Below are 23,780 nucleotides of genomic sequence, written 5' to 3'. Positions count from 1 at the left end.
TCAGGCAGCGCGAGCAGCGAAGCTGACTGCCGTGCCCGAGGTCGCCAGGTGGACGTCCACGGACACCTCCAGAGCCGCGGCAATCCGGAGCAGCAACTCGGAGGTGACCGGGAGGACTCCCCCAACCTCGAGGTGTTCCACCTCGTCGGCGGTGACACCGAGGCGAATCGCCAGCTCATCCTCGTTCAGGCCCAGCTGGGTGCGCCGGTCGTAGACCAGCTGACCGAGTGCCATGGCCAGACGGATCTGCTCTCGCTCGGCGACGATTGCGGGGGGCTCGAACTCCCCGTGCAGCGCGCGCTTGTCCCTAGCCAGCTGCCAGCGTGCGTGGTTCACCGCTCCTCCTCCGCCGTGCACGGTCGCGGCAGCCGGTTCGCCGCGCATGCGGCGCAGGAGTTCGGCTCCCAGCTGAGGCTCGTCCCCCAGCGCGAGGCGCAACAGGAGGTCGTCCTTCTCCTTCTCGGGAAGCGCGGCGATCAGCGGCGCCAGCTCCTTCTTCCCGGGCCTCTTCCGAGGTGCGGGGGCCGGCGGGCTGGCCTGGGCGGCGACCGCCAGCAGGTCGGCGTCGACGCGCAGGAAGTCCGCGAGCGCTCGCTGCGGGGCGGTGAGCCGGTCGAGCCCGGCCGGGACCGGGGGCTCGACCGATTCCCGGTAGGCCTCCTCGTCGTCCTCCTGGAGCGCCCAGGCGCCGATGGCGGACAGCCATGCGAGGTACAGGGCACGGTGGTCCCCGGCGGCCAGCTCGGCCCGCACCCCGGCGATGGCACCCAGTGAGTCCTCGGCGCCCTCGTCCCAGTCTCCGCTCTCGTCCTCGCTGCGCAGGTCCAGGACGAGGTGGGTCTTGGTCGTCCATGCCTCGACGCACTCGTCGAAGCAGTACGGCTCCACCGCCCGCAGCGGGAGCTGCCCCTTGGGCAGGCGCAGGATCACCTGATGGGTGCCCCAGTTGGTCAGGTAGAGGTGGGCGTCGTAGTACTGCTCCACCATCCGCCGAGGATCGCCGCGGAAGTTGCCCCACTGATATTCGTTGGTGAAGCTGGTCGCGGTGATCCGGGCCCGGGTGGACAGCGACCGCAGTTGCCCCTGCTCGTCGCTGGTCAGCGGCCGGTCGATCGCCAGGAACTCGTAGTACTGGTACTCGCTCATCGCGGCGACCCTAGCGGGAATGCCGGTCGTCGCTCTTCTGGAGACCGGCGACGCCATCGACCCGGCCATCGGTGACAGGACATTCAAGACCAAGTCCAGCCAGGAGCTGTACCACCTGAACCTGCTGGTCGAATGGGCCAAGGCGGCCCGGCTGCTGCGGGTCACCGGCGGCCGCCTGGTGCCCGTCAAGAAGAACGCGCGCGTGCTGGAGGACCCCGAACGCCTCCTCGACGCGCTGTTCGAGGCCGTTCCGCGCATCGGCGAGGCGGTACTCCCCTTCGGCTGGCTCGGCTCGATGCTCTCTGAGGAATACCCCGCCGGGCTGCGGGCGGTGCTGACGAGCCTCTACGCTGCGGACCTCCCGGTGCCGGAGCAGAAGCTGCGGACTGCGGTGTGTGACTACGGTTGACGCCAACGCTGACGCCAACCGCCCCGAACGATGGCGTCCGACGGCAGCCTTCCGCGGACGAGAGAATCACCCAAACTTGGGCATCTCGACGCCCCGGCTTGGCCTGAAAAGCGGAAGGTCGCCGGTTCGACCCCGGCCCTGGCCACAACCGGGAAGCCCCCGTAGCGAATTCGCTACGGGGGCTTCGTCGTTCCGCAGGCCCGGCCACGGGCTGCTACCCGGCGAGAACACCGATCTGATCCCGCCCGACGTCGGCCCTTCTCCAGCAGGCCGGACGCCACCCGCCACCACCGGCGCGAGGACATCGGCTTCGGGGAGACGCTGCGCGTCCCGGACCCCTTCGGCTTCGAGCCGGCCACCGACGGCCTGCTGCCGTACCGGCCCCGCGCCGCCCGAGATCCCCCCGCAGGGGGAGGGGGAACCACCGGCGGGACGATCCGTCGGGGTGGGGCGGGGCGGGACCGTGGGGGCATGGAGACGACGAGGGACACGGGCTGGAACCGGGTGGCGGCGGGGGCCGGGTACGTGGCGGCGGGCTGGGCGGTGGCCTTCGCGCTGGTGCACGTGTACTGGCTGGCCGACGGGCGGCTCGGGCTGCCGGAGGGCCGCTCGGTGTGGAGCAGCACGCCGCTGCTGGTGATCGACGTGATCGCGATCCCGCTGTGCGCGGTGGCTGCGGCGGTGGCGCTGGCGCCGGTGCGGCGGTGGGGCGGGCGGGTGCCGGCGCGGCTGCTGACCGGTGCGCTGTGGGGCACCACCGCGCTGCTGGTGCTGCACGCCGCGCCGTCCGTGCCCGACTGGATCGCCCTGGCCGTCGGCAGCCGGTCGGGCGCCGAGCTGGACGCGATGGCCCGGTTCGCGACCTTCGGCTACGAGCCGTTCTTCCTGGCCGGCGGCCTCCTCTTCGCCCTCACCTCGCTCGGCCGACGGGCATCCCGCCGGTCAGCCGTGCGGTCAGCCGCGCGGTGAGCCGGTCGGCGGTGGTGGCGAGCCAGTCCGGCAGGGCGGGGCCGAGCAGGTGGTTGCCGTCCGGGACGAGGAGCAGCTCGGCGTCGGGGGCGTGCTCGGCCAGGGCGGTGGCGGCGGTGACGCCCGGGATCCGGTCCTCGCCGCCCTCGACGACCAGCAGCGGCAAGGCACCCCGCCCCGCTCGACGTGCCCGGCGAGGACCTCGGGGATCCGGCTCAGCCGCTTCGGGTGGAACCCGGTGGTGTTGCCCATCGGTCGGCACCTCTCCGACCCTTGACGGCACATCAGGTCGATCGGGGCCACTGTGCCGCACGGCACCGACAATTCGGACGAGGCGGGCGGTCCGGGACGGCGGAGGGCGGCTCAGGACGTGCGGAACCAGTTGTCGTCGGTGCCGAGGACCGTGCCGTCGGCGGCGTAGAGGGTGAAGGTCCTGGCGTCCGAGCCCGGCTTCTTCGGGATGGCGAACCAGCGGGTCGTGGAGTCGCCGACGGCGACCGGCACCGCCTCGGTGGAGCCGCCGGTCTGCCAGGTGACCACGACCTTCGCGACCTCGGGCGTGACTCCGGCGACCACCACCGGCGAGGCGCCCAGCTCCCCGCCCTTGGCGCCGAGCATCGCCCCGCCGCCGGAGAAGGCGGAGGCGGGGACGGACCCGGGGGCGGACCCGGCGCCCGGCTTCCCAGGGACGGCGGTCTGGTGCACGGTGTCGTCCACCTGCCGCCGGCCGTCGAGGGTGAGGTAGAGGTTCACCTCGTCCAGGTCGGCCCGCCAGTGGCGGTCGACCTCGCCGTTCGTCATCTTCGGCAGCTGTGGGATGGCGGTGTGCCGGTCCTCCCAGCGCAGCTCCTCCTGCCGGTAGGCGTCCTCCTTGGTGGGGGCAGCCGGCCACAGGGCGGCCCAGGCCTGCCAGGTGTGGCCGTTGGCGGTGCCTTCGCCGACCTTGACCCGGATCGGGGTGAACGGGTCCCGCGCGGGCTCGGTGGGGGTGGCCGCCGCGGAAGCCGGGGCCGAGCCGGACGCCGAGGCCGCCACCGCCACGGAGGAGACCGCCTGCCGGCCGCGCTCGCCGAGCACCGCCCCGCCGCCGACGACCGCCGCGACCAGCACCGCGGCCGCGCCGGCGGTCAGCAGCCGCCGGCGGCGCAGCCGGCGCCGCCCTCCGCTGAGCAGCCGGTCGTACGGCACCGTCCCGATGTCGACGCTCCCGGCCAGTTCGCCGAGGGCCCGCGCGGCCTCCGCCGCGTCGTCCCCGGCGCCCGCGGGGCCCCCGGTCATCGACTCCTTGTTCATCTTCCGCCTCCGATGGTGGTCAGTCCGCTGAGTGAGGAGGCCTGCCGGAGCTTGGCGAGCCCTCGGGCCGCCTGGCTCTTGACCGTCCCGACCGAGCAGCCCATGGCCGCCGCGGTCTGGGTCTCGGTGAGGTCCTCCCAGTAGCGCAGGACGACGGCCTGGCGCTGGCGCGGCGGCAGTGCGCCGAGCGCGGCGAGCAGCGCGGCCCGGTCGTCCGGGTCGGCCCCGGCCGGTGCGGCCCGGTCCGGGACGGCGTGCACGAGCTGTTCGACCGGTCTGCGCCGGAACCGCCGGGCGTGTTCGTTGACCAGGATCCGGCGGACGTACGCGGGCGGGTCGTCGGCCGCGCGCACTCGGCCCCAGGCGACGTACGCCCGCTCCAGGGCCTGCTGGACCAGGTCCTCGGCGCCGTGCCGGTCCCCCGCGAGCAGGTAGGCCGTCCTGAACAGCCGCGACCACGCGCTGCCGGCGAACGCCCGGAACTCCTCGTCCCGTGCGGTCTTCTGGGCTCCCATGAGCACCTCCTCAAACCCCCAGAGCCCGCAACGGCCGCGGACCGTTGCCCGCCGTTCGCGATTCGCCGTCGGCGGCTGTGACACTGGAGGGGCTCGAAAACCGAGGTGCGCTCCGCCGTGCCTCCTTGCGAACCTAGAGGGATGCCCGCAGTGAGTTCTCCCGCAGTCCAGTCCGCCCCCGTCCCCGCCGAGGGTCCCGGAATAGGTGAGCTGGCCGCCCGCCTGCCCGAGCTGACCTTGCGCGACGAGGTGCGGATCGGGCGCCGCCTGGAGGGGGCCCGCCGGGTCCGCAAGGCCGAGGCCCGGCAGAAGGTCGCGGCCGAGATCGCCGCCGACATCGACCGCGCCGAGTTGCTGGTCGAGCAGCGCCGGCGCGCCGTTCCGCCGATCACGTATCCCGCGGAGCTGCCGGTCAGCCAGAAGAAGGACGAGATCCTGGCGGCGATCCGGGACCACCAGGTGGTGATCGTCGCGGGCGAGACCGGCTCCGGCAAGACCACCCAGATCCCGAAGATCTGTCTGGAGCTCGGCCGCGGCGTGCGCGGTCTGGTCGGCCACACCCAGCCGCGCCGGATCGCCGCCCGTACGGTGGCCGAACGGGTCGCGGAGGAGCTGAACAGCCCGCTGGGCGAGGCGGTCGGCTGGAAGGTCCGGTTCACCGACCAGGTCGGCCAGGACACCCTGGTCAAGCTGATGACGGACGGCATCCTGCTCGCGGAGATCCAGACCGACCGCGATCTACGCCAGTACGACACCCTGATCATCGACGAGGCGCACGAGCGCAGCCTCAACATCGACTTCATCCTCGGCTACCTCAAGCAGCTGCTCCCCCGGCGCCCCGACCTCAAGGTCGTGATCACCTCCGCGACCATCGACCCGGAGCGCTTCGCCCGGCACTTCGGCGACGCCCCGATCGTCGAGGTCTCGGGCCGGACGTACCCGGTGGAGGTCCGCTACCAGCCCGTCCTCGACGACGACGCCGAGGAGCCGGACGAGGCCGACCGCGACCGGGACCAGGTCCAGGCGATCTGCGACGCCGCCCAGGAGCTGCAGGCCGAGGGCCCGGGCGACATCCTGGTCTTCCTCTCCGGCGAGCGCGAGATCCGCGACACCGCCGACGCCCTCAACCGGCTGAAGCTGCGGAACACCGAGGTCCTGCCGCTGTACGCCCGGCTCAGTTCGGCCGAGCAGCACCGGGTCTTCCAGCGCTCCGGCAGCCGCCGGATCGTGCTGGCCACCAACGTGGCCGAGACCTCGCTCACCGTCCCCGGCATCAAGTACGTGATCGACCCGGGCACCGCCCGGATCTCCCGCTACAGCCACCGCACCAAGGTGCAGCGGCTCCCGATCGAGGCGATCAGCCAGGCCAGCGCCAACCAGCGCAAGGGCCGCTGCGGCCGGACGTCGGACGGCATCTGCATCCGGCTGTACTCGGAGGAGGACTTCCTCTCCCGCCCCGAGTTCACCGACGCCGAGATCCTGCGCACCAACCTGGCCTCGGTGATCCTGCAGATGACCGCGGCCGGTCTCGGCGACATCGCCGCCTTCCCGTTCCTGGACCCGCCGGACTCGCGCAACATCAAGGACGGCGTCCACCTGCTGCACGAGCTGGGCGCGCTGGACCCGGACGAGAAGGACCCGCGCAAGCGCCTCACCCAGCTCGGCCGCAAACTCGCCCAGCTCCCGGTGGACCCGCGGATGGCCCGCATGGTGCTGGAGGCGGACCGCAACGGCTGCGTCCGCGACGTCATGGTGATCGCCGCCGCGCTCTCCATCCAGGATCCGCGCGAGCGCCCCGCCGAGAAGCGCCAGGCCGCCGACGACCGGCACCGCCGGTTCACCTCGGAGACCTCGGACTTCCTCTCCTACCTGGCGATGTGGCGGTACGTCCGGGAGCAGCAGAAGGAGCTCTCCTCCTCGGCGTTCCGCCGGATGTGCAAGGCGGAGTTCCTCAACTACCTGCGGATACGGGAGTGGCAGGACATCTACACCCAGCTGCGCACGGTCGCCAAGCAGTTGGGCGTGACGATGGAGGAGCCGCATCCGGACGCCGAGCCGGACGCCGACCGGATCCACCAGTCCCTGCTGGCCGGCCTGCTCTCCCACATCGGCCTGTTCGACGTGGAGAAGCGCGAGTACGGCGGCGCGCGCGGCGCCCGCTTCGCGGTCTTCCCGGGCTCCGGCCTGTTCAAGAAGCCGCCGCGCTGGGTGATGTCGGCCGAGCTGGTGGAAACCTCCCGGCTCTGGGCCCGGATCAACGCCAAGATCGAACCGGAGTGGGTCGAGCCGCTGGCCGGCCACCTGATCAAGCGCAGCTACAGCGAGCCGCACTGGGAGAAGAAGGCCGGCGCGGTGCTGGCGTACGAGAAGGTCACCCTCTACGGGATGCCGGTCGTCGCCCAGCGCAAGGTCAACTACGGGAAGATCGAACCGGAGCTGTGCCGCGAGCTGTTCATCCGCAACGCGCTGGTCGAGGGCGACTGGGAGACCCACCACAAGTTCTTCGCGGAGAACCGCAAGCTGCTCGGCGAGGTCGAGGAGCTGGAGAACCGGGCGCGCCGCCGGGACATCCTGGTGGACGACCAGACCCTGTTCGAGTTCTACGACTCCCGGCTGCCCGACGAGATCGTCTCCACCCGGCACTTCGACTCCTGGTGGAAGAAGGCCCGGCACGAGCAGCCGGACCTGCTGAACTTCGAGAAGTCGATGCTGATCAACGACGCCGCCGACGGCGTCACCGAGGCCGACTACCCGGACCACTGGCAGCAGGGCAAGCTGCGCTTCCAGCTGACCTACCAGTTCGAGCCGGGCAGCGACGCGGACGGCGTGACGGTGCACATCCCGCTTCCGGTGCTCAACCAGGTCACCGCGGAGGGCTTCGACTGGCAGATCCCCGGTCTGCGGGAGGAGTTGGTCACCGCGTACATCAAGTCGCTGCCGAAGGCGATCCGGCGCAACTTCGTGCCCGCGCCGGACTTCGCCAAGGCGGCGCTGCGCGGGGTGAAGGACCGCCAGTCTGCAGGCACATTCGGCTCCGCCGAGGGGCTGCTCCCGGCGCTGGAGCACGCCCTGAAGCGGCTGACGGCGGTCACCGTGCCGCCGGAGGCCTGGGACGACGAACGGGTGCCGGACCACCTCAAGGTGACCTTCCGGGTGGTGGACGGGCGCCGCAAGCTCGCCGAGTCCAAGGACCTGGAGGAGCTGCGGCTGAGGCTCAAGCCGAAGCTCAAGGAGACGCTGTCCTCGGCCGCGTCCGGCCAGGGCATCGAGCAGAGCGGGCTGACCGCGTGGCCGGAGTCGCTGCCGGTCCTGCAGCGCACCTTCGAGCAGCGCTCGCGCGGCCACGCGCTGCGCGCCTACCCGGCCCTGGTGGACGAGGGCAGCGCGGTCGGCATCAAGCTGTTCGACACCCCGGAGGCCCAGGCGCAGGCGATGTGGGAGGGCACCCGGCGGCTGCTGATGCTGACCACCAACTCCCCGGCCAAGTCGATCCAGGGCCGGCTGGGCAACCAGGCGAAGCTGGCGCTCTCGCACAGCCCGCACGGCTCGATCGCCGCGCTCTTCGAGGACGTCGTGTCCGCCGCGACGGACCGGCTGATGTCCCAGGCCGGCGGCCCGGCCTGGGACGAGGCGGCCTTCGGCAAGCTGCACGAGAAGGTGCGCACGGACCTGTACGAGCTGTCCGCGGACACCACGCTGAAGACGGCCACCGCGCTGATCGCCTTCCACAAGGCCTCGACCCGGCTGAAGTCGGTGAGCAGCCCGGTGCTGCTGAACGCGGTGAACGACGTGCGGCTGCACCTGGCCTCGCTGGTGCACCCGGGCTTCGTGACCGCCACCGGCTGGCAGCGGCTGCCGAACCTGAAGCGCTACCTGCTGGCGGTGGACCGCCGCCTGGAGGCGCTGCCCAACCATCCGCAGCGGGACGCCCAGCAGTTGCTGAAGGTGCAGCAGGTGCAGCAGGCGTACGGGGAGCTGCTGGCGGCGGTGCCGGCCGGGCGGCAGCCGTCCGAGGAGGTGCGGGCCATCCGCTGGATGATCGAGGAGCTGCGGGTCAGTTTCTTCGCCCAGTCGTTGGGCACGCCGAGCCCGGTCTCGGAGAAGCGGATCATGAAGGCGATGGAGGCGGCCAGGGCGACGCTCTGAGCTGCGGGTGGGCCTTCAGGAGCCAGTTCGACCTGGAGGCCCACCATGGGCTACGATCTGTCTTGTTCGCAGCGCAAGCGAGTGAACGAGATCAGAACACTCTGGTCCTGTGGAGCAGTTGGTTAGCTCGCCACCCTGTCAAGGTGGAGGTCGCGGGTTCAAGTCCCGTCAGGATCGCCGTACCGAGAGGCCCGGAACCGTCAGGTTCCGGGCCTCTTGCGTTTGACCGTCCGGCTCCCTACCCCGGCCGGGTCCGGACCTCAAGCGACAGCCCGCGTGACGGTCGTCACTCATGTTCCCCGAAGGCCGGCCCCGGGGCGGACCTATCCGAACACCACTAATTTAATATGTAAAATTGTACAGCTATTCACTGTATTTCCCCCCCGCATCATGCGCATCAAATCGTTATCCGGAGTTCAACATTCCGACCGGCCGACCGGTACCGGCCACCCGGAGCCGAACACGACAAAGGGGCCGCTTACCGGACCCGGCGGAGTCCGGTAAGCGGCCCCTTTAAAGAGCCTTTGGCCTATCAGGCCTCAGTGCGCTGAGCCGGAATCCCGGCAAGCAGGGCGCGCACCTCCGCCTCACGGTAACGGCGGTGACCGCCGAGCGTGCGAATCGACGTCAGCTTGCCCGCCTTGGCCCAGCGGGTGACCGTCTTCGGGTCCACGCGGAACATGGTGGCAACCTCTGCCGGCGTCAGCAGCGGCTCAGCATCAGGGGTACGAGCGGTCATGAGCGGCCTCCTCGGGAGAACCGAACCAGGGCGGTTCTATCCTTCAAATTCTGCACCTTGGCCCGCGATGCCCGAAATGGCATAGACGGGCCGAGTCGGTTATAGGACGAACGGCTTGTCCTGGTGTCTACAACTACACCATCCGTCCAGCCCTATCGACCAAACCGCCAAAATTGACCCCTCACGGGTTCAAGGCCGACGGATGGCAATGGACCACCCCATAACGGACAGTCACGCGACGATGACGTCCGGTTACGGAGGGGCCAGACCCTCCGTTTCCCCACAAAGCACGCATCGACTCCAGAACCACCCAAAAGTGGGCACGCTCACGTGAAGTTGGGCTGGTTGTCCCATTTTTGCACATAGGGGTAAGTTCGCGTCAACGGTGAGTAGTGTCACGTTCGACAGCTATTGACCCGAACCGGGACCTTGGTCATGGGTGGGGCGCCCCTCAGGACTCTTACAGTCATACACGGGCGGTCGGACGTCAGTTCGCGTGCCGCAGCGCCAGCACCCGGCGCCACCGCGCCGTCAGTTCCCCGTACACGCGCAGCGCCTCCGCGGTGTCCCCGGCCCGCAGCGCGCGCAGCCCCTCCTCCAGCTCCCCCGCCGAACGGTCCGCCAACAACCGGTCCGGCCCCAGCAGATGCACCAGGCCCCCATAGTCCAGTTCCACCAGCGAGCGCGGATGGAACTCCTCCAGCCACCGCCCGATCCGCTCCGCCCCCCGCACCAGCTCCCCGTCCGGCACCGCCTCGCGCAGCGCCCGGTAGGCCCGCGCCACCCTCCGGCGCGCCTGCGCCATCGGCACCAGGTAGAACAGCGACGCCGGCCGGGCGCCCCGCTCCCCCGCGCCCCCTGCCGCGCCCGCCTCCCCCGGCAGGAAGCAGCGGTCCTCGTCCCCGAACGGCAGGAACCAGCGCACCGGCACCTCCCACCGGCTGGTGAGGATCCACGGCCGGGCGTCCGGGTGCTCGGCCCGCCAGCGCTCCCGGTCCGCCTCCGCGGCCTCCCGGGTCGCCGGCGGCAGCGCGGTGTCCAGCAGCGCCACCGGCCCGGTCCGCAACTCCTCCAGCGCCTGCCAGCTGCGCAGCCTGGTCGCCCACGGGCAGACGTACAGGACACCGTCCACCACCCGCAGGTAGGCCCGCCCGCTCTCCCGCTCGGGCAGCGCCCGGGGCGTGCGCGCGACCAGCTCCGCGAGGGCCTCCCGCTGCTCCTCCAGCACCGCCGCCGCCACCGGCTGCGCCGCCGCCCCGGCGTCCGGCCCGCGCTCCGCCGCGTAGGCCTGCCAGCGCGCCCGCTCGGGCTCCGGGTACGCGGCCAGCGGCTCGTAGACCCGCAGGTGGGCGGCGTAGGGCGGCTGTACGGAAGTACGTACGACGGTCACGTCCTGCATGGTCGCACGCGCCGCGCGGGCCCGGGAGGGCGCGACCCCGAACAGTTCGCGCCCACACCGCGCACCCCCTCCTGTCTCACCCCTCGGACAACCGGCACAAGCTCGGACAAGAGGGCGGATCGGCGGCGCCCACCCGACTACGCTTCGCCCTAGGCGCCCGCACCACAGCAGCGGGCCTTCGATACTGGAGTCACCACAGTGACCGACGTACAGACCCCCGCAACGCACCCCGCACCCGGCGTGCTCAGCAGGATCTTCCGTACCGAACAGGACGGCGCCCCCGGCGACGGCCACGAGCAGGTCGTGCTGTGCCACGACCGCAGCTCGGGCCTGAAGGCGATCATCGCCATCCACTCCACCGCCCTGGGCCCGGCCCTCGGCGGCACCCGCTTCTTCCCGTACGCCTCCGAGGAGGCGGCGCTGGAGGACGCGCTGAACCTGTCCCGCGGGATGTCCTACAAGAACGCGCTGGCCGGCCTGGACCTCGGCGGCGGCAAGGCCGTCATCATCGGCGACCCGAACAAGGACAAGAACGAGGCGATGCTCCGGGCCTACGGCCGCTTCGTCGAGTCCCTGCGCGGCCGCTACATCACCGCCTGCGACGTGGGCACCTACGTCCAGGACATGGACGTCATCGCGCGCGAGACCGAGTTCGTGACCGGCCGCTCGCCCGAGCACGGCGGCGCCGGCGACTCGTCCATCCTGACCGCCTTCGGCGTCTTCCAGGGCATGCGCGCCACCGCCCAGGCCCGCTGGGGCCAGCCGACCCTGCGCGGCAAGCGGGTCGGCGTCGCCGGCGTCGGCAAGGTCGGCCACTACCTGGTCGGCCACCTGATCGCGGACGGCGCCACCGTCGTCATCACCGACCCCTTCGAGGCCGCCGTCAACCGCGTGCGCGCCGCCCACCCGGACGTGGAGGTGGTCGCCGACACCGCCGCCCTGCTCCAGGCCAAGCTGGACGTCTACGCCCCCTGCGCCCTCGGCGGCGCCCTGACCGACGCCGTGGTCGCGGCGCTCGGCGAGGCCGGCACCGCCGTCGTCTGCGGCGCGGCCAACAACCAGCTGGCCCACGCCGGCGTCGAGAAGGACCTCGCCGACCGCGGCATCCTCTACGCGCCGGACTACCTGGTGAACTCCGGCGGCGTCATCCAGGTCGCCGACGAGATCGAGGGCTTCAACTTCGAGCGGGCCAAGAACAAGGCCACCAAGATCTTCGACACCACCCTGGAGATCTTCACCCGGGCCGCCTCCGACGGCGTCCCGCCGGCGGTCGCCGCCGACCGCCTGGCCGAGAAGCGGATGCGCGAGATCAGCGCGCTGCGCACCGTCCTGCTTCCGGGCGCCCGCCGCGGCTGATCCGGCCGCCGTCACCGGACCCCGGCTGCGCGGGGGGCTGCCACCGCGGCCCCCCGCGCATCACGATGTGGAACCGGATTCTCACTTCTCCGCCCGAACGGGTGATCCGAGGTCCCCCTAGGGGGGATAATCGGTCCTGGAACGACGGACCGAAGACACCTCTGGACAGCGCGCAAATCGCCGCAAAACCTCCCCTGACCTGGGAAGACCTGGCCTCGGGTGCGGTCGGTGCGCGCCACGTCACACCGACGACGTACCGTCCAGCGGCGGAAACAGGTACCGTTAATGCTCCAAGGGACGGTCCTCCCATTCGGGCAGACCGGTCCTGATCATGAACACGTGTCAGACTCGGGGCCGTGAGCCCCATCGTTGAGGGGGTCGACCCATGGGGCGCGGCCGGGCCAAGGCCAAGCAGACGAAGGTCGCCCGCGAGCTGAAGTACAACAGCGGCGGGTTCGACGCTAACCGTCTGTCCAACGAGCTGGGCGTATCACCGTCCACCGCTTCGATCGACCCTGAGCCGATCGAGGAGGAGGAGGAGGACGACGACCCGTACGCGGAATACGCCGCCCGCTACGCCGACCTCGACGACGAGGACGACAACGAGCCGGGTGCCGGGGCCTCGCAGGCCTCCCGCCGCTCGTAACCAGCCGGCTTCACCGGACCGGTCCAGGCGCCCAGGGCGCCGGGCCGGTCTTCGGCGTTCCCGCGCACGGGCAGGCACACCGGCCGCCCGCCGGGTGTCGCCCGAGCCGCACGGGCTTTCCGCCGAACGGTGCACGGGCCCGCTCGTCGAGCGGTGCCCGTGGAACGCGAGAGGGCCCCTCCGGTACGCCGGAGGGGCCCTCTCGTCGTCGCCGAGCCTGCTCAGGCCGGTCTTGGGCCGCTCTAGGCCCGGAAGCCCTCGTAGGCGTTGTAGAGGGCCGCGCCGCCCTCGTGCTCGTCGGTGCGCTCGACGACGTCGCCGAGCAGCCAGGCCTCGACGCCGCGGTCCTCCAGGATCGACAGCACCGCGTCCACCGAGTGCGGCGGGACGACGGCGACCATGCCGACACCCATGTTGAGCGTCTTCTCGATTTCCAGGGTGGCCACGTTGCCGACCTCGGCGACGGTCCGGAAGACCGGCAGCGGGGTCCAGGTGCCGCGGTCCAGGCGGGCGTGCAGGCCGGCCGGGATGACCCGGTCCAGGTTGGCCGCCAGGCCGCCGCCGGTGACGTGCGAGAAGGCGTGGACCTCGGTGGCGCGGGTGAGCGCCAGGCAGTCCAGCGAGTAGATCCGGGTCGGCTCCAGCAGCTCCTCGCCGAGCGTGCGGCCGAACTCCTCGACCTTGCGGTCCAGCTTCCAGCCGGCCTCGTTCAGCAGCACGTGGCGGACCAGCGAGTAGCCGTTGGAGTGCAGGCCGGAGGCGGCCATCGCGATCACCACGTCGCCGGCCCGGACCCGGTCCGCGCCGAGCAGCGCGTCGGCCTCCACGACGCCGGTGCCGGCGCCCGCCACGTCGTACTCGTCCGGGCCCAGCAGGCCCGGGTGCTCGGCGGTCTCGCCGCCGACCAGGGCGCAGCCGGCCAGCGCGCAGCCCTCGGCGATGCCCTTGACGATCGCGGCGACCCGCTCCGGGACGACCTTGCCGACGCAGATGTAGTCGGTCATGAACAGCGGCTCGGCGCCGCACACCACCAGGTCGTCCACGACCATGCCGACCAGGTCGTGGCCGATGGTGTCGTGCTTGTCCATGGCGGCGGCGATGGCCACCTTGGTCCCCACGCCGTCGGTGGCCGAGGCCAGCAGCGGCCGCTCGTAGTTCTTGAAGGCGGACGCGTCGAAGAGGCCGGCGAAGCCGCCGAGACCACCGACCACCTCGGGGCGGTTGGCCTTCTTCACCCACTGCTTCATGAGCTCGACGGCGCGGTCGCCCGCCTCGATGTCGACACCGGCGGCGGCGTAGGTGGCGCCGTTCTGGTTGCTGGTCACTGCGGTGCGGCCCTCTCGGGTCTGGGGGGTGTTCGGGAACTCTGGGGGGTGTTCGGGAACATCGGGGGCGGAACGGCGGTGGGGCCCCGGTTCGCGGGACCCCACCGTGGAACGCTTACGGGCGGCGCAGCGCGTCGGCCGCGCCCGCCCCGCCGAGCAGCGACTGGACGCCGTCCAGGTCGCTGCCGCTGGTCGGCTTGCCGCGGACGGCCGGCTGCTGCTGGCCGCCCTTGATCTCGGCCTCCAGCAGGAGCTTCCCGAGCAGCGCCGGGTCCGGCAGCTCCATCGGGTACTCGCCGTCGAAGCAGGCCCGGCAGAGCTTGTCCTTGGGCTGCTTGGTGGCCTCGATCATGCCGTCGATCGAGATGTAGGAGAGCGAGTCGGCGCCGAGCGTGCGGCCGATCTCCTCGATGGTCATGCCGTTGGCGATCAGCTCCGCGCGGGTGGCGAAGTCGATGCCGAAGAAGCAGGGCCACTTCACCGGCGGCGAGGAGATCCGGATGTGGACCTCGGCGGCGCCGGCCTCGCGCAGCATCTTCACCAGCGCGCGCTGGGTGTTGCCGCGGACGATCGAGTCGTCCACGACCACCAGGCGCTTGCCCGCGATGACCTCGCGCAGCGGGTTGAGCTTGAGGCGGATGCCGAGCTGACGGATGGTCTGGCTGGGCTGGATGAAGGTGCGGCCCACGTAGGCGTTCTTCACCAGGCCGGAGCCGTACGGGATTCCGCTGGCCTCCGCGTAGCCGATCGCGGCGGGGGTGCCGGACTCGGGCGTCGCTATCACCAGGTCGGCCTCGACCGGGGCCTCCTTGGCCAGGCGGCGGCCCATCTCCACGCGGGAGAGGTGCACGTTGCGACCGGCGATGGAGGTGTCGGGGCGGGCCAGGTAGACGTACTCGAAGACGCAGCCCTTGGGCTTGGCCTCGGCGAAGCGGGAGCTGCGCATGCCGTTCTCGTCGATGGCGATGAGCTCGCCGGGCTCGACCTCACGGATGAAGGAGGCGCCGCAGATGTCCAGCGCCGCCGTCTCGGAGGCGACCACCCAGCCGCGCTCCAGCCGGCCGAGCACCAGCGGGCGGATGCCCTGCGGGTCGCGGGCGGCGTAGAGGGTGTGCTCGTCCATGAAGACGAGCGAGAACGCGCCCTTGACCTTGGGCAGCACGACCTTGGCCGTCTCCTCGATGGAGAGGTCCGGGTGGCCGGCGAGCAGCGCCGTCACCAGGTCGGTGTCGTTGGTCGCGGCGGCCCGGCCGGAGCGCGAGACGTGCTCCTCGCCGGGCAGTTCGGCGACCATGGCCGCCAGTTCGGCGGTGTTCACCAGGTTTCCGTTGTGCCCGAGGGCCAGCGAACCGTGCACGGTCGCCCGGAAAGTCGGTTGGGCGTTCTCCCAGACCGAGGAACCGGTGGTCGAGTAGCGGGCGTGTCCGACGGCGATATGCCCGTGCAACGACCCCAGGGAGGCCTCGTCGAAGACCTGGGAGACGAGTCCCATGTCCTTGAAGACGAGAATCTGGGAGCCATTGCTCACTGCGATGCCCGCGGATTCCTGACCGCGGTGCTGCAGGGCGTAAAGGCCGAAGAACGTGAGCTTGGCGACCTCCTCGCCGGGAGCCCAGACACCGAAGACGCCGCAAGCGTCCTGGGGGCCTTTCTCACCGGGAAGAAGATCGTGGTTGAGTCTTCCGTCACCACGTGGCACGCCTTCGAGTCTAGGGCAGTTGGCGGACGCTTCCGGAACCCGGGATGCCGGGATTGTCGGACGGTCGAGGAGTAACGCGCGTAGACAAAACCCCTTACGGGGTGGGGATTTCGGTGTGCCGGAATTCCGGCGGGCGGCGGTTGGCCTTGTGGTTCGCGCCTGTTGGGGATTTCCGTGTGCGGAGCGGCGGGTGTCGGGGCACGGCCGAACGTGAGCCTGCTCACCCGCCGTTCACGCCGGCTTCACGCCGCCGGGAGCAGCAGGCCCCAGGCGCCCGGGTGCACCGTCCAGGTCCGGGCGCGGACCGGGCCGACCGGGTGGCCGTCCGCCTCGTAGCCGAAACCGCTGCCGACCACCGAGACGCTCGCCGCCCGGGCGCGCACCAGGGCGCCGGAGGCCCGGACCACGATCTCCATCTCGCCCGTCCCGTCCGAGGCGCCGGACGGCAGGGAGACCTGGACCAGCCGGACCGGTCGGTGGACGTCCGCGAGCAGCCGGCCGTCGGCCTCGACCCGGACCCGGGGGCTGTGGTCGGCGCTCTCCGGGGTGAGTGCGTTCGCCTGCTCGGCCGCAGCCAGTTTCGCCCATAGCGAACGCAAGCCACCCGTACGGCTCACCAGTCGGCGCGCGCCCCCGCCGATGATCCGCACCCCGCCCAGCGCCACCCCGCCGCCGTCGTCCACCAGGAGATCCAGCCGGCGCGGCGCACCCGACAGCACCGCCCGCGCGGCCCGTACCGGCTCCGACGGCACCCCGAGCGCACGGGCCGTCGACAGCTCCCCCGTACGACCGACCGGAACCATCCCCACCGGTTCCGTGCCCAGCTCACGCTGCCGATGCAGCGCCTGCAGCACCCGCTGCAAGGCGAGATCGGAACCGATCACCACCGGTCGCCGCCGCCCCCGGTGCGAAAGCACCCGGTCGAGTTCGGAAGGGCTCTCCGGATAGACCACCTTGACGTCCGCGCCCCCGCACAGCACGTCCTTCGCGATCCGCACCGACTCGCCGTCGGTCTGCCGGGCCACCGGGTCGAGGAGCAGCAGGAGCGGCTCGGGACCGCCGGATGCAGGCGTGGACAGGGACGACACGACCGGTCCTTCCTCAGGTAATCTCTCGGTGCAAGAGCCCCTTGCGCCATTGCGCCAGGGGCTTCGTCTATCTCGGGGCAGACTGCGGCCTACGCAGGATGCCCCAACCGGAAGGGGTGTACGCCTGTGCCGGCACTCGTGCTCGTTGGCGCTCAGTGGGGGGACGAGGGCAAGGGGAAGGCCACCGACCTCCTCGGCGGCTCCGTCGACTACGTCGTCCGCTACCAGGGCGGCAACAACGCCGGTCACACGGTGGTCATCGGCGACCAGAAGTATGCCCTGCACCTGCTTCCTTCCGGAATCCTCAGCCCGAACGTCACCCCGGTCATCGGCAACGGCGTCGTGATCGACCCGGCCGTCCTGCTCTCCGAGCTGGCCGGACTGAACGACCGCGGCATCGACACCTCCAAGCTGCTGGTCTCGGGCAACGCCCACCTGATCACGCCGTACCACCGCACCCTGGACAAGGTCACCGAGCGCTTCCTCGGCAAGCGCCGGATCGGCACCACCGGCCGCGGCATCGGCCCGACCTACGCGGACAAGATCAACCGCGTCGGAATCCGGGTCCAGGACCTGTTCGACGAGTCGATCCTGCGCCAGAAGATCGAGGCGGCGCTGCACGACAAGAACCAGATCCTGGTCAAGCTCTACAACCGCCGCACCATCCCCGCCGACCTGGTCGTCGAGGAGTACCTGGGCTACGCGGAGAAGATCAAGCCCTTCCTCGCCGACACCACCCTCGTCCTCGACGAGGCGCTGAAGGCGAACAAGGTCGTCCTGCTGGAGGGCGGCCAGGGCACCCTGCTCGACGTCGACCACGGCACGTACCCCTTCGTGACCTCGTCGAACCCGACCGCGGGCGGCGCCTGCACCGGCGCCGGCATCGGCCCCACCAAGATCGACCGGGTCATCGGCATCCTCAAGGCCTACACCACCCGCGTCGGCTCCGGCCCGTTCCCGACCGAGCTGTTCGACGCGGACGGCGAGGCGCTGCGCCGGATCGGCGGCGAGCGCGGTGTCACCACCGGCCGCGACCGCCGCTGCGGCTGGTTCGACGCGGTCATCGCGCGCTACGCGACCCGGGTCAACGGCCTCACCGACTTCTTCCTCACCAAGCTCGACGTCCTGACCGGCTGGGAGCAGATCCCGGTCTGCGTCGCGTACGAGATCGACGGCAAGCGGGTCGAGGAACTCCCCTACAACCAGTCGGACTTCCACCACGCCAAGCCGATCTACGAGACGCTGCCGGGCTGGACCGAGGACATCAGCAAGGCGAAGACCTTCGCCGACCTGCCGAAGAACGCCCAGGCGTACGTGAAGGCGCTGGAGGAGATGTCGGGCGCGCCGATCTCCGCCATCGGCGTCGGCCCGGGCCGGTACGAGACGATCGAGATCAACTCGTTCATCTGAGCCTGATCGCGTCGAGGGCCCTGCGGGACATCCGTCCCGCAGGGCCCTTTCGCTTGCCCATCCGCCGATGCATTGCACTAGTTCAAATATCTATTGCATCTAGTGCAGAGCGGCGCTACGTTCGGATCATGACCGCGAAGCTGCCCGCACCCATCACCCTCACCGGCCGCCACATCCGTCTGGAGCCGCTGGAACGCCGCCACCTCGCCGAGCTCTGGGCCGCCGTCGGCCACGACCCCGAGGTCTGGCGCTGGGTCCCCACCCACACGCCCGCCACCGAGGAGGAGCTGGGCGCGTTCCTCGACGCCCGCCTCGCGGAGGCGGCCACCGGGGAGTCGGTGTACTTCGCCGCCGTCGACCTCGCGAGCGGCAAGGCCGTCGGCGTCACCGGCTACCACGACGCCGACGCGGCGAACGAGCTGGTGGAGATCGGCGGCACCTGGTACGCCCGCTCGGTCTGGCGCACGGCGGTCAACACCGAGGCCAAGCTGCTGCTGCTCACCCACGCCTTCGAGGACCTGGGCATGGGACGCGTCTTCTGGAAGACCGACTCCCGCAACGAGCGCTCCCGCAACGCGATCCAGCGCCTCGGCGCCCGGTTCGAGGGCGTCCACCGCCGCCACCGCCACCTCCCCGACGGCACCTGGCGGGACAGCGCCTACTTCTCGATGCTCACCGACGAGTGGCCGACCGCCAAGTCCCGCCTGACGGAGCGCCTTTCGCGCGGCTGAGGAACGGCGCCGGTCCCGCCTGCCGGGCGGGGCCGGCTGTCATTTCCGTTCTCCGGTGACGGAATGGCCGGCCGCGATGCCGCGCTTCGCCGGGCGGGGTTCGCGGGGCTGGATGTTGACCAGCCAGACCAGCCAGCCGACGAATAGGACGGCGAGGAGGAGTGCGGACAATGCGACGACGAGAAGCGCATTCACCGGGATACGGAAATGCGGCGGGAAGGACGGGGATGGCGGGGAATACGGAGAGGCGAGGGAAGGGGCATGGCTGTCTCCGGTCGGTGATGTCGGGCGCCGTGACCATGCATCTGGTGTGTAATTACGGCTGATTGACGACTGTTTAGGCGACAACAAGTCAGCGAGTGACACGGACGACCCTAGGGTCAGGGTGCCAGAGTTGCTACCGAGCGGGAGAACGTTCACTCCATCGTGGGGTATCCCCCATTTCGGTAGCTAGGGCCCGGTACGCGCGGCACACTTCACCGGAAGCATCGACCGAAGCCGCGATCCGGAGAAGAGAGACATGCCACCCCGCTTGTCGCCGACCGTACGCCAGCAGCGCCTCGGGATCGAGTTGCGCAGGATGCGCGAACGCGTGGGCGTCACGCCCAAGACGCTGGCCGCCACCATCGGCACCGACCTGCCGAAGATCTCCCAGATGGAGAACGGGAAATCGGGCATCAGCGCGGACCGGCTGCGGACCTGGGCACACACCTGCGGCTGCGAGGACGGCCCGTACCTCGACGCGCTGCTCGCGATGACGCAGGACCGGCGCAAGTACTGGTGGGACAGCTACCGGGGCCGGCTGCCGAACGGGATCATCGACATCGCGGAGATGGAGCACCACGCGGCCTCCCTGTCCATCCTGAACAGCACGTTCATCCCCGGCCTGTTGCAGACCCCGGCGTACGCCGCCGCGGTGTTCGAGCGTCTCCCCCCGCAGTACCGGCAGGAGGCGGAGGTTCGGAAGGCATTCCGGATTCGGCGCCAGCAGATCTTCGTCGACCGTCCGAAGCCGTACAGCGCATTCCTGCACGAGTCCGCCCTGCGCATGCAGTTCGGCGGTCCGGAAGTACTGCGGGACCAGTTGCAGAGCCTGGCGGAGAATTCCGAGCGGCCCGGGGTGGAGATCCGGGTGATCCCGTTCAGCGTCCCCACCTACACGGGGTCCGGGGAGAGCCTGTACCTCGCCCGCGGGCCGGTCCCGGAGCTCGACACCGTCCAGATCGATCTCTCTCACGGGCCGAAGTTCGTGCACTCCGCAGAGGAATTGGACTCCTACCGCCGGATCAAGGAGAGGACCGCGATGATCGCGCTCGGGCCGGAGGAGTCCTGGGACTTCATCCGGACCTTACTGAAAGACTTCTCATGAGCAGGTGGCGCAAGGCCTCGGCCAGCGGAGAGAGCACCGACTGCGTCGAGGTCAGGGCGGCGGGCGGGCTGGTGGAGATCCGCGAGTCGGACCAGCCCGAGGTGGTCGTACGGACCACGCCGCGCAAGTGGGCCGCCTTCGTCCGCGGGGTGAAGGCCGGGGAGTTCGACCGGTACGGCGACCTCACCCGGCCCTGACCGCAGCCGTCCGGGCCGGCGCCGGCGGTAGGCTTGGCAGCCCACAGTGGACCCCTGCGCCTGGCACAGCACTCCGGGTGGGGGTGCGCGTGCGGGAGAAATCGGAGCATCCGAGGATGGCTCGGCACCTGATCACCAGCGCCCTTCCGTACATCAACGGGATCAAGCACCTGGGCAACATGGTCGGGTCCATGCTCCCGGCGGACGTCTACTCCCGCTATCTGCGCCAGCGCGGCCACGAGGTGCTGTTCATCTGCGCCACCGACGAGCACGGCACCCCCGCCGAGCTGGCCGCCCAGGAGGCCGGGCTGCCGGTCGCCGAGTTCTGCGCCCGGGCGCACGACGCGCAGAAGGCGGTGTACGACGGCTTCGGGCTCTCCTTCGACCACTTCGGCCGCAGCTCCTCGCCGCAGAACCGGGAGATCACCCAGGAGATCGCCCGCGAGCTGCAGCGCAACGGCTTCATCGAGGAGCGCTCGATCCGCCAGGTGTACTCCAACGCCGACGGACGCTTCCTGCCGGACCGCTACATCGTCGGCACCTGCCCGCACTGCGGCTACGACAAGGCGCGCGGCGACCAGTGCGAGAACTGCACCCGCGTACTGGACCCGACCGACCTGCTGGAGCCCCGCTCGGCGATCAGCGGCAGCTCCGACCTGGAGGTCCGGGAGACCAGGCACCTGTTCCTGCTCCAGTCGAAGCTGACCGAGGAGGTCGAGGACTGGGTCGGCGCCCACGGCGACACGTGGCCGGTGCTGGCCTCCTCGATCGCCCGCAAGTGGCTGACCGAGGGCCTGCAGGACCGCTCGATCACCCGCGACCTGGAGTGGGGCGTCCCGGTGCCGGCCGACGTGTGGCCCGAACTGGCTGCCGAGGGCAAGGTGTTCTACGTCTGGTTCGACGCCCCGATCGAGTACATCGGCGCCACGAAGGAATGGGCGGACGCGGCCCCGGCCGGGCAGCCGCGGGACTGGAAGTCCTGGTGGTACGAGGCCGACGCGACCGTCCGGTACACCGAGTTCATGGGCAAGGACAACGTCCCGTTCCACACGGTGATGTTCCCGGCGACGATCCTCGGCTCGCGCCGCCCGTGGAAGAAGGTCGACTACGTCAAGGCCTTCAACTGGCTGACGTACTACGGCGGGAAGTTCTCCACCAGCCAGAAGCGCGGCATCTTCAGCGACGTCGCGCTGGAGCTGCTCCCGGCCGACTACTGGCGCTACTTCATGATGGCCCACGCGCCCGAGTCGGACGACTCCAGCTTCACCTGGGACCTCTTCGCCTCGGTGGTCAACAAGGACCTCGCCGACACCCTCGGCAACTTCGTCAACCGGGTGCTGTCCTTCAGCCGCAAGCGCTTCGGCGACGACGTCCCGGGCGGCCACCCGGCGGGCGAGGCCGAGCAGCGCCTCGGCGAGCAGGTCGCCGGGCTGCTCGCCGAGTACGAGGCCCAGCTGGACGCGCTCAACTTCCGCAAGGCGGCGCAGGCCCTGCGCGCGCTGTGGAGCGCGGGCAACGCCTACCTGGACGAGAAGGCGCCCTGGCGGCAGGTGAAGACCGACCCGGACGCGGCGGCGCTCACCCTGCGCACGGCGATGAACCTGATCCACCTGTACGCGGTGGTGTCCGAGCCGTTCATCCCGACCGCGGCGGCGGCCATGCGCGGGGCCTTCGCACTGCCCGCGGACTCGCCCGCCGCCACCCGCGCCTGGGTCGGCCCGGAGGAGGCTCGGGCACTGGACCTGGTGCCGGCCGGGACGGCGTTCACGGTGCCGCCGGTGCTGTTCGCCAAGATCACGGACGAGGACCTGGCGGCCTGGACGGCGCGCTTCGGCGGCTCCGAGGGCTGAACCGGCCCAAGGGCCGAACCGGCCCCAAGGGCTGAGGACCGTACCGCGGGCCAGGGCCCGGAGGCGACCCTCCGGGCCCTGCGCGTTCCCGGAGGTCGCGCCCTGATCCGGCGCTACCCGGCCGTCTCCCCGGCCACCCAGTCCAGATAGCCGGGGCTGCCGGCCACCACCGGCACGGCGATCACCTCCGGCGTCTCGTACGTGTGCCGCTCGGCGACGAACGCGCCCAGCCGGTCGGCGAGTTCGGCCCGGGTCTTGAGGTCGATCCGCCACTCCTCGGCGTCCCGCACCTCGCCCTCCCACCAGTACACCGACCGCACCGGGTACACCTGGGCGCAGGCCGCCAGCCGCTCCCGCACCACGGCGGACGCCAGGGCCCGGGCCCGCTCCTCGCTCTCGTGGGTGGTGGTCACCACGACGAAGCGCTGCTCGCTCGCTGTCATGCCCCGACGGTATCCCGGGGGCGCCGCCCCGGCCGCACCCTCGGCCAGGCCCTCTGAGCACGGGGCCCGGGACCGGGCGGCGGCACCGCCCGGCCCCCGGACCTCAGGGCTTGCGGGCCGTGTGGACGGTCATGGCGGAGAGGTAGAAGGCGTCCGGGCGGCGGAGGATGCCGGTGGGGGCCTCCTCGTCGAGGAGGGCCTCGAGGGTGCCGCGGTCCTCCGGGAGGAGGCTGTCGGCGAGCTGGTCGTGCAGGCGGCGGAGCTGGGTGTGCAGGTACCGGCGGGTCGGGCGGTCGAGCGGGGCGGGCCGGTCGACCAGGAAGGTGCGGGTGCCGCTCGGGGTCAGCCCCGCGCGCTTCAGCATGGCCGGCCAGTCCTCGATCTCCTCGGTGCTGCCCGGCAGTTCGGCCCGCATGGCGCTGAAGCCGTCCTCGTGGACCGCGTCCAGCCGGGCCTGGAATCCGGGCCGGCCGAGGCCGAAGTCCCGGGGCAGGTAGCGCGCGGGCAGGCCGCGTTCGGCAACGGCCAGCAGGCCGCCCGGCCGCAGCACCCCGGCGAGCGAGGCGAGCGCGGCCTGCTGGTCGCCCAGGTGGTGGATCGCGTTGCCGGACCAGATCAGGTCGGCCTCGCCGAGCTTGTCGAACTCGGCGGGCAGATCGGCCTGCTGGGTGCCCAGCCGGCCGCCGGAGCGGGTCCGGGCGCGCTCCAGCAGGGCGGCCGACTGGTCGACGGCCACCACCTCGGCCGCCGGGAAGACATCCGCCAGCAGTCCGGCGATCACCCCGGGGCCGCTGCCGACGTCGAGGACCCTCCGTACGGTGCCGTCCGGCCCGGCCGTCCCGTCCGTCCCGCCCGTCCCGTTGCCGTGCAGGCCGGACAGCCACCGCCCGGCCTCGGTGACCGCGGCGGCCCGCAGGTCGGCCTCCTGCTCCAGGTGCGCGGCGAGCGCGTCCCAGTCGAAGTCGGCGGCGGGGACGTTCCCGTGGCCGTGGCCATGCCCGTGCCCGTGCCCGTGCTGCTTCTGGTGCTGCTGCTGCGAGGTCATGTCCG

General features: G+C 71.2%; 22 protein-coding genes and 1 tRNA gene. 11 read left to right on the top strand and 12 right to left on the bottom strand.

What is annotated here, in order from left to right:
- The gene (locus tag ACZ51D_RS08895; protein WP_465661692.1) at positions 1 to 1,146 is read right to left on the bottom strand and encodes a helix-turn-helix domain-containing protein; all 1,146 of its coding nucleotides are present in this window, start codon (positions 1,144 to 1,146) and stop codon (positions 1 to 3) included.
- Between the two features lie 19 nt (positions 1,147 to 1,165).
- On the opposite strand from ACZ51D_RS08895, the gene ACZ51D_RS08890 reads away from it, so the two are divergent.
- Together ACZ51D_RS08890 and ACZ51D_RS08885 are read left to right on the top strand one after the other, a co-directional pair.
- A complete protein-coding gene (locus tag ACZ51D_RS08890) occupies positions 1,166 to 1,555 on the top strand; it encodes a hypothetical protein (protein WP_465661691.1) in 390 nt (129 codons plus the stop codon).
- 471 nt (positions 1,556 to 2,026) lie between these two features.
- The gene (locus ACZ51D_RS08885) at positions 2,027 to 2,524 is read left to right on the top strand and encodes a DUF3995 domain-containing protein (RefSeq protein WP_360497880.1); all 498 of its coding nucleotides are present in this window, start codon (positions 2,027 to 2,029) and stop codon (positions 2,522 to 2,524) included.
- Here the strand turns inward: ACZ51D_RS08885 and ACZ51D_RS08880 are convergent.
- From ACZ51D_RS08880 to ACZ51D_RS08870, 3 genes are all read right to left on the bottom strand, one after another.
- Entirely contained in the window at positions 2,466 to 2,690 is a 225-nt protein-coding gene (locus tag ACZ51D_RS08880; RefSeq protein ID WP_465661690.1) for an alpha/beta fold hydrolase, read from the bottom strand. The genes ACZ51D_RS08885 and ACZ51D_RS08880 overlap by 59 nt on opposite strands.
- Positions 2,691 to 2,887: 197 nt before the next feature.
- On the bottom strand, positions 2,888 to 3,802 hold the full coding sequence (locus ACZ51D_RS08875) for a hypothetical protein (protein ID WP_465661688.1): 915 nt from the start codon (positions 3,800 to 3,802) through the stop codon (positions 2,888 to 2,890).
- A gap of 11 nt (positions 3,803 to 3,813) precedes the next feature.
- Positions 3,814 to 4,332: a SigE family RNA polymerase sigma factor gene (locus ACZ51D_RS08870; RefSeq protein ID WP_360497885.1), complete on the bottom strand. Its 519-nt coding sequence runs from the start codon at positions 4,330 to 4,332 to the stop codon at positions 3,814 to 3,816.
- Between the two features lie 141 nt (positions 4,333 to 4,473).
- Between ACZ51D_RS08870 and hrpA the strand changes: the two genes are divergently transcribed.
- Entirely contained in the window at positions 4,474 to 8,478 is a 4,005-nt protein-coding gene (gene hrpA / locus ACZ51D_RS08865; RefSeq protein WP_465661686.1) for an ATP-dependent RNA helicase HrpA, read from the top strand.
- A 103-nt stretch (positions 8,479 to 8,581) separates the two neighbouring features.
- A tRNA-Asp gene (locus tag ACZ51D_RS08860) sits at positions 8,582 to 8,655 on the top strand.
- Positions 8,656 to 9,010: 355 nt separating this feature from the next.
- Here the strand turns inward: ACZ51D_RS08860 and bldC are convergent.
- The gene (gene bldC, locus ACZ51D_RS08855; protein ID WP_014137253.1) at positions 9,011 to 9,217 is read right to left on the bottom strand and encodes a developmental transcriptional regulator BldC; all 207 of its coding nucleotides are present in this window, start codon (positions 9,215 to 9,217) and stop codon (positions 9,011 to 9,013) included.
- 487 nt (positions 9,218 to 9,704) lie between these two features.
- Positions 9,705 to 10,607, bottom strand: a complete 903-nt coding sequence (locus tag ACZ51D_RS08850) for a DUF8083 family protein (RefSeq protein WP_465615707.1) — start codon at positions 10,605 to 10,607, stop codon at positions 9,705 to 9,707.
- Between the two features lie 207 nt (positions 10,608 to 10,814).
- On the opposite strand from ACZ51D_RS08850, the gene ACZ51D_RS08845 reads away from it, so the two are divergent.
- Both ACZ51D_RS08845 and ACZ51D_RS08840 read left to right on the top strand, forming a co-directional pair.
- A complete protein-coding gene (locus tag ACZ51D_RS08845) occupies positions 10,815 to 11,972 on the top strand; it encodes a Glu/Leu/Phe/Val dehydrogenase dimerization domain-containing protein (protein ID WP_465615705.1) in 1,158 nt (385 codons plus the stop codon).
- A 385-nt stretch (positions 11,973 to 12,357) separates the two neighbouring features.
- Positions 12,358 to 12,618 carry a DUF3073 domain-containing protein gene (locus ACZ51D_RS08840; RefSeq protein ID WP_360497891.1) on the top strand — a complete coding sequence of 87 codons (261 nt, stop codon included), beginning with the start codon at positions 12,358 to 12,360 and terminating at the stop codon, positions 12,616 to 12,618.
- A gap of 242 nt (positions 12,619 to 12,860) precedes the next feature.
- Here ACZ51D_RS08840 and purM read toward each other — a convergent pair whose 3' ends face one another.
- The 3 genes from purM to ACZ51D_RS08825 all read right to left on the bottom strand — a co-directional run bounded on the left by purM (position 12,861) and on the right by ACZ51D_RS08825 (position 16,730).
- Positions 12,861 to 13,943 carry a phosphoribosylformylglycinamidine cyclo-ligase gene (gene purM, locus ACZ51D_RS08835; RefSeq protein ID WP_360497893.1) on the bottom strand — a complete coding sequence of 361 codons (1,083 nt, stop codon included), beginning with the start codon at positions 13,941 to 13,943 and terminating at the stop codon, positions 12,861 to 12,863.
- Positions 13,944 to 14,058: 115 nt separating this feature from the next.
- Positions 14,059 to 15,642, bottom strand: coding sequence for an amidophosphoribosyltransferase (purF, locus tag ACZ51D_RS08830; RefSeq protein WP_360497895.1), 1,584 nt, complete (start codon positions 15,640 to 15,642; stop codon positions 14,059 to 14,061).
- A gap of 242 nt (positions 15,643 to 15,884) precedes the next feature.
- The gene (locus ACZ51D_RS08825) at positions 15,885 to 16,730 is read right to left on the bottom strand and encodes a diacylglycerol kinase family protein (protein ID WP_465615702.1); all 846 of its coding nucleotides are present in this window, start codon (positions 16,728 to 16,730) and stop codon (positions 15,885 to 15,887) included.
- A gap of 126 nt (positions 16,731 to 16,856) precedes the next feature.
- Here ACZ51D_RS08825 and ACZ51D_RS08820 point away from each other — a divergent pair, with 126 nt between their 5' ends.
- Both ACZ51D_RS08820 and ACZ51D_RS08815 read left to right on the top strand, forming a co-directional pair.
- Entirely contained in the window at positions 16,857 to 18,140 is a 1,284-nt protein-coding gene (locus ACZ51D_RS08820) for an adenylosuccinate synthase (protein WP_465615700.1), read from the top strand.
- A 128-nt stretch (positions 18,141 to 18,268) separates the two neighbouring features.
- On the top strand, positions 18,269 to 18,871 hold the full coding sequence (locus ACZ51D_RS08815; protein WP_465615698.1) for a GNAT family N-acetyltransferase: 603 nt from the start codon (positions 18,269 to 18,271) through the stop codon (positions 18,869 to 18,871).
- Positions 18,872 to 18,910: 39 nt separating this feature from the next.
- On the opposite strand, the gene ACZ51D_RS08810 is transcribed toward ACZ51D_RS08815, so the two are convergent.
- Positions 18,911 to 19,042: a hypothetical protein gene (locus tag ACZ51D_RS08810; protein WP_465661684.1), complete on the bottom strand. Its 132-nt coding sequence runs from the start codon at positions 19,040 to 19,042 to the stop codon at positions 18,911 to 18,913.
- Between the two features lie 349 nt (positions 19,043 to 19,391).
- Here ACZ51D_RS08810 and ACZ51D_RS08805 point away from each other — a divergent pair, with 349 nt between their 5' ends.
- The 3 genes from ACZ51D_RS08805 to metG all read left to right on the top strand — a co-directional run bounded on the left by ACZ51D_RS08805 (position 19,392) and on the right by metG (position 22,287).
- Complete coding sequence (locus ACZ51D_RS08805; RefSeq protein WP_360497905.1) at positions 19,392 to 20,240, top strand: helix-turn-helix domain-containing protein; 849 nt, start codon at positions 19,392 to 19,394, stop codon at positions 20,238 to 20,240.
- Positions 20,237 to 20,437 carry a DUF397 domain-containing protein gene (locus ACZ51D_RS08800; RefSeq protein WP_360497907.1) on the top strand — a complete coding sequence of 67 codons (201 nt, stop codon included), beginning with the start codon at positions 20,237 to 20,239 and terminating at the stop codon, positions 20,435 to 20,437. The genes ACZ51D_RS08805 and ACZ51D_RS08800 overlap by 4 nt, the downstream gene beginning before the upstream one ends.
- Before the next feature lie 116 nt (positions 20,438 to 20,553).
- Positions 20,554 to 22,287: a methionine--tRNA ligase gene (metG, locus tag ACZ51D_RS08795; protein ID WP_465615695.1), complete on the top strand. Its 1,734-nt coding sequence runs from the start codon at positions 20,554 to 20,556 to the stop codon at positions 22,285 to 22,287.
- Between the two features lie 113 nt (positions 22,288 to 22,400).
- Here the strand turns inward: metG and cutA are convergent, their stop codons facing one another.
- Together cutA and ACZ51D_RS08785 are read right to left on the bottom strand one after the other, a co-directional pair.
- Positions 22,401 to 22,730 (bottom strand): divalent-cation tolerance protein CutA, encoded by a 330-nt coding sequence (gene cutA, locus ACZ51D_RS08790; protein ID WP_360497911.1) that lies wholly within the window; start codon positions 22,728 to 22,730, stop codon positions 22,401 to 22,403.
- 103 nt (positions 22,731 to 22,833) lie between these two features.
- Positions 22,834 to 23,775: a class I SAM-dependent methyltransferase gene (locus tag ACZ51D_RS08785; protein WP_465615693.1), complete on the bottom strand. Its 942-nt coding sequence runs from the start codon at positions 23,773 to 23,775 to the stop codon at positions 22,834 to 22,836.
- Positions 23,776 to 23,780 lie beyond the last annotated feature (5 nt).

The sequence above is a fragment of the Kitasatospora sp. NPDC033851 genome, assembly GCF_055576085.1.
Note: the sequence above shows the minus strand (reverse complement) of the source record. Positions and strands in the feature narration are given on the sequence as shown.

What these genes read in the sequence shown, in the direction of transcription:
- ACZ51D_RS08895 (WP_465661692.1), bottom strand. Translation starts at nt 1,146, where the DNA reads ATGAGCGAGTACCAGTACTACGAGTTCCTGGCGATCGACCGGCCGCTG.
- ACZ51D_RS08890 (WP_465661691.1), top strand. Translation starts at nt 1,166, where the DNA reads ATGCCGGTCGTCGCTCTTCTGGAGACCGGCGACGCCATCGACCCGGCC.
- ACZ51D_RS08885 (WP_360497880.1), top strand. Translation starts at nt 2,027, where the DNA reads ATGGAGACGACGAGGGACACGGGCTGGAACCGGGTGGCGGCGGGGGCC.
- ACZ51D_RS08875 (WP_465661688.1), bottom strand. Translation starts at nt 3,802, where the DNA reads ATGACCGGGGGCCCCGCGGGCGCCGGGGACGACGCGGCGGAGGCCGCG.
- ACZ51D_RS08870 (WP_360497885.1), bottom strand. Translation starts at nt 4,332, where the DNA reads ATGGGAGCCCAGAAGACCGCACGGGACGAGGAGTTCCGGGCGTTCGCC.
- hrpA (WP_465661686.1), top strand. Translation starts at nt 4,474, where the DNA reads ATGCCCGCAGTGAGTTCTCCCGCAGTCCAGTCCGCCCCCGTCCCCGCC.
- bldC (WP_014137253.1), bottom strand. Translation starts at nt 9,217, where the DNA reads ATGACCGCTCGTACCCCTGATGCTGAGCCGCTGCTGACGCCGGCAGAG.
- ACZ51D_RS08840 (WP_360497891.1), top strand. Translation starts at nt 12,358, where the DNA reads ATGGGGCGCGGCCGGGCCAAGGCCAAGCAGACGAAGGTCGCCCGCGAG.
- ACZ51D_RS08815 (WP_465615698.1), top strand. Translation starts at nt 18,269, where the DNA reads ATGACCGCGAAGCTGCCCGCACCCATCACCCTCACCGGCCGCCACATC.
- ACZ51D_RS08805 (WP_360497905.1), top strand. Translation starts at nt 19,392, where the DNA reads ATGCCACCCCGCTTGTCGCCGACCGTACGCCAGCAGCGCCTCGGGATC.
- ACZ51D_RS08800 (WP_360497907.1), top strand. Translation starts at nt 20,237, where the DNA reads ATGAGCAGGTGGCGCAAGGCCTCGGCCAGCGGAGAGAGCACCGACTGC.
- metG (WP_465615695.1), top strand. Translation starts at nt 20,554, where the DNA reads ATGGCTCGGCACCTGATCACCAGCGCCCTTCCGTACATCAACGGGATC.
- cutA (WP_360497911.1), bottom strand. Translation starts at nt 22,730, where the DNA reads ATGACAGCGAGCGAGCAGCGCTTCGTCGTGGTGACCACCACCCACGAG.
- ACZ51D_RS08785 (WP_465615693.1), bottom strand. Translation starts at nt 23,775, where the DNA reads ATGACCTCGCAGCAGCAGCACCAGAAGCAGCACGGGCACGGGCACGGG.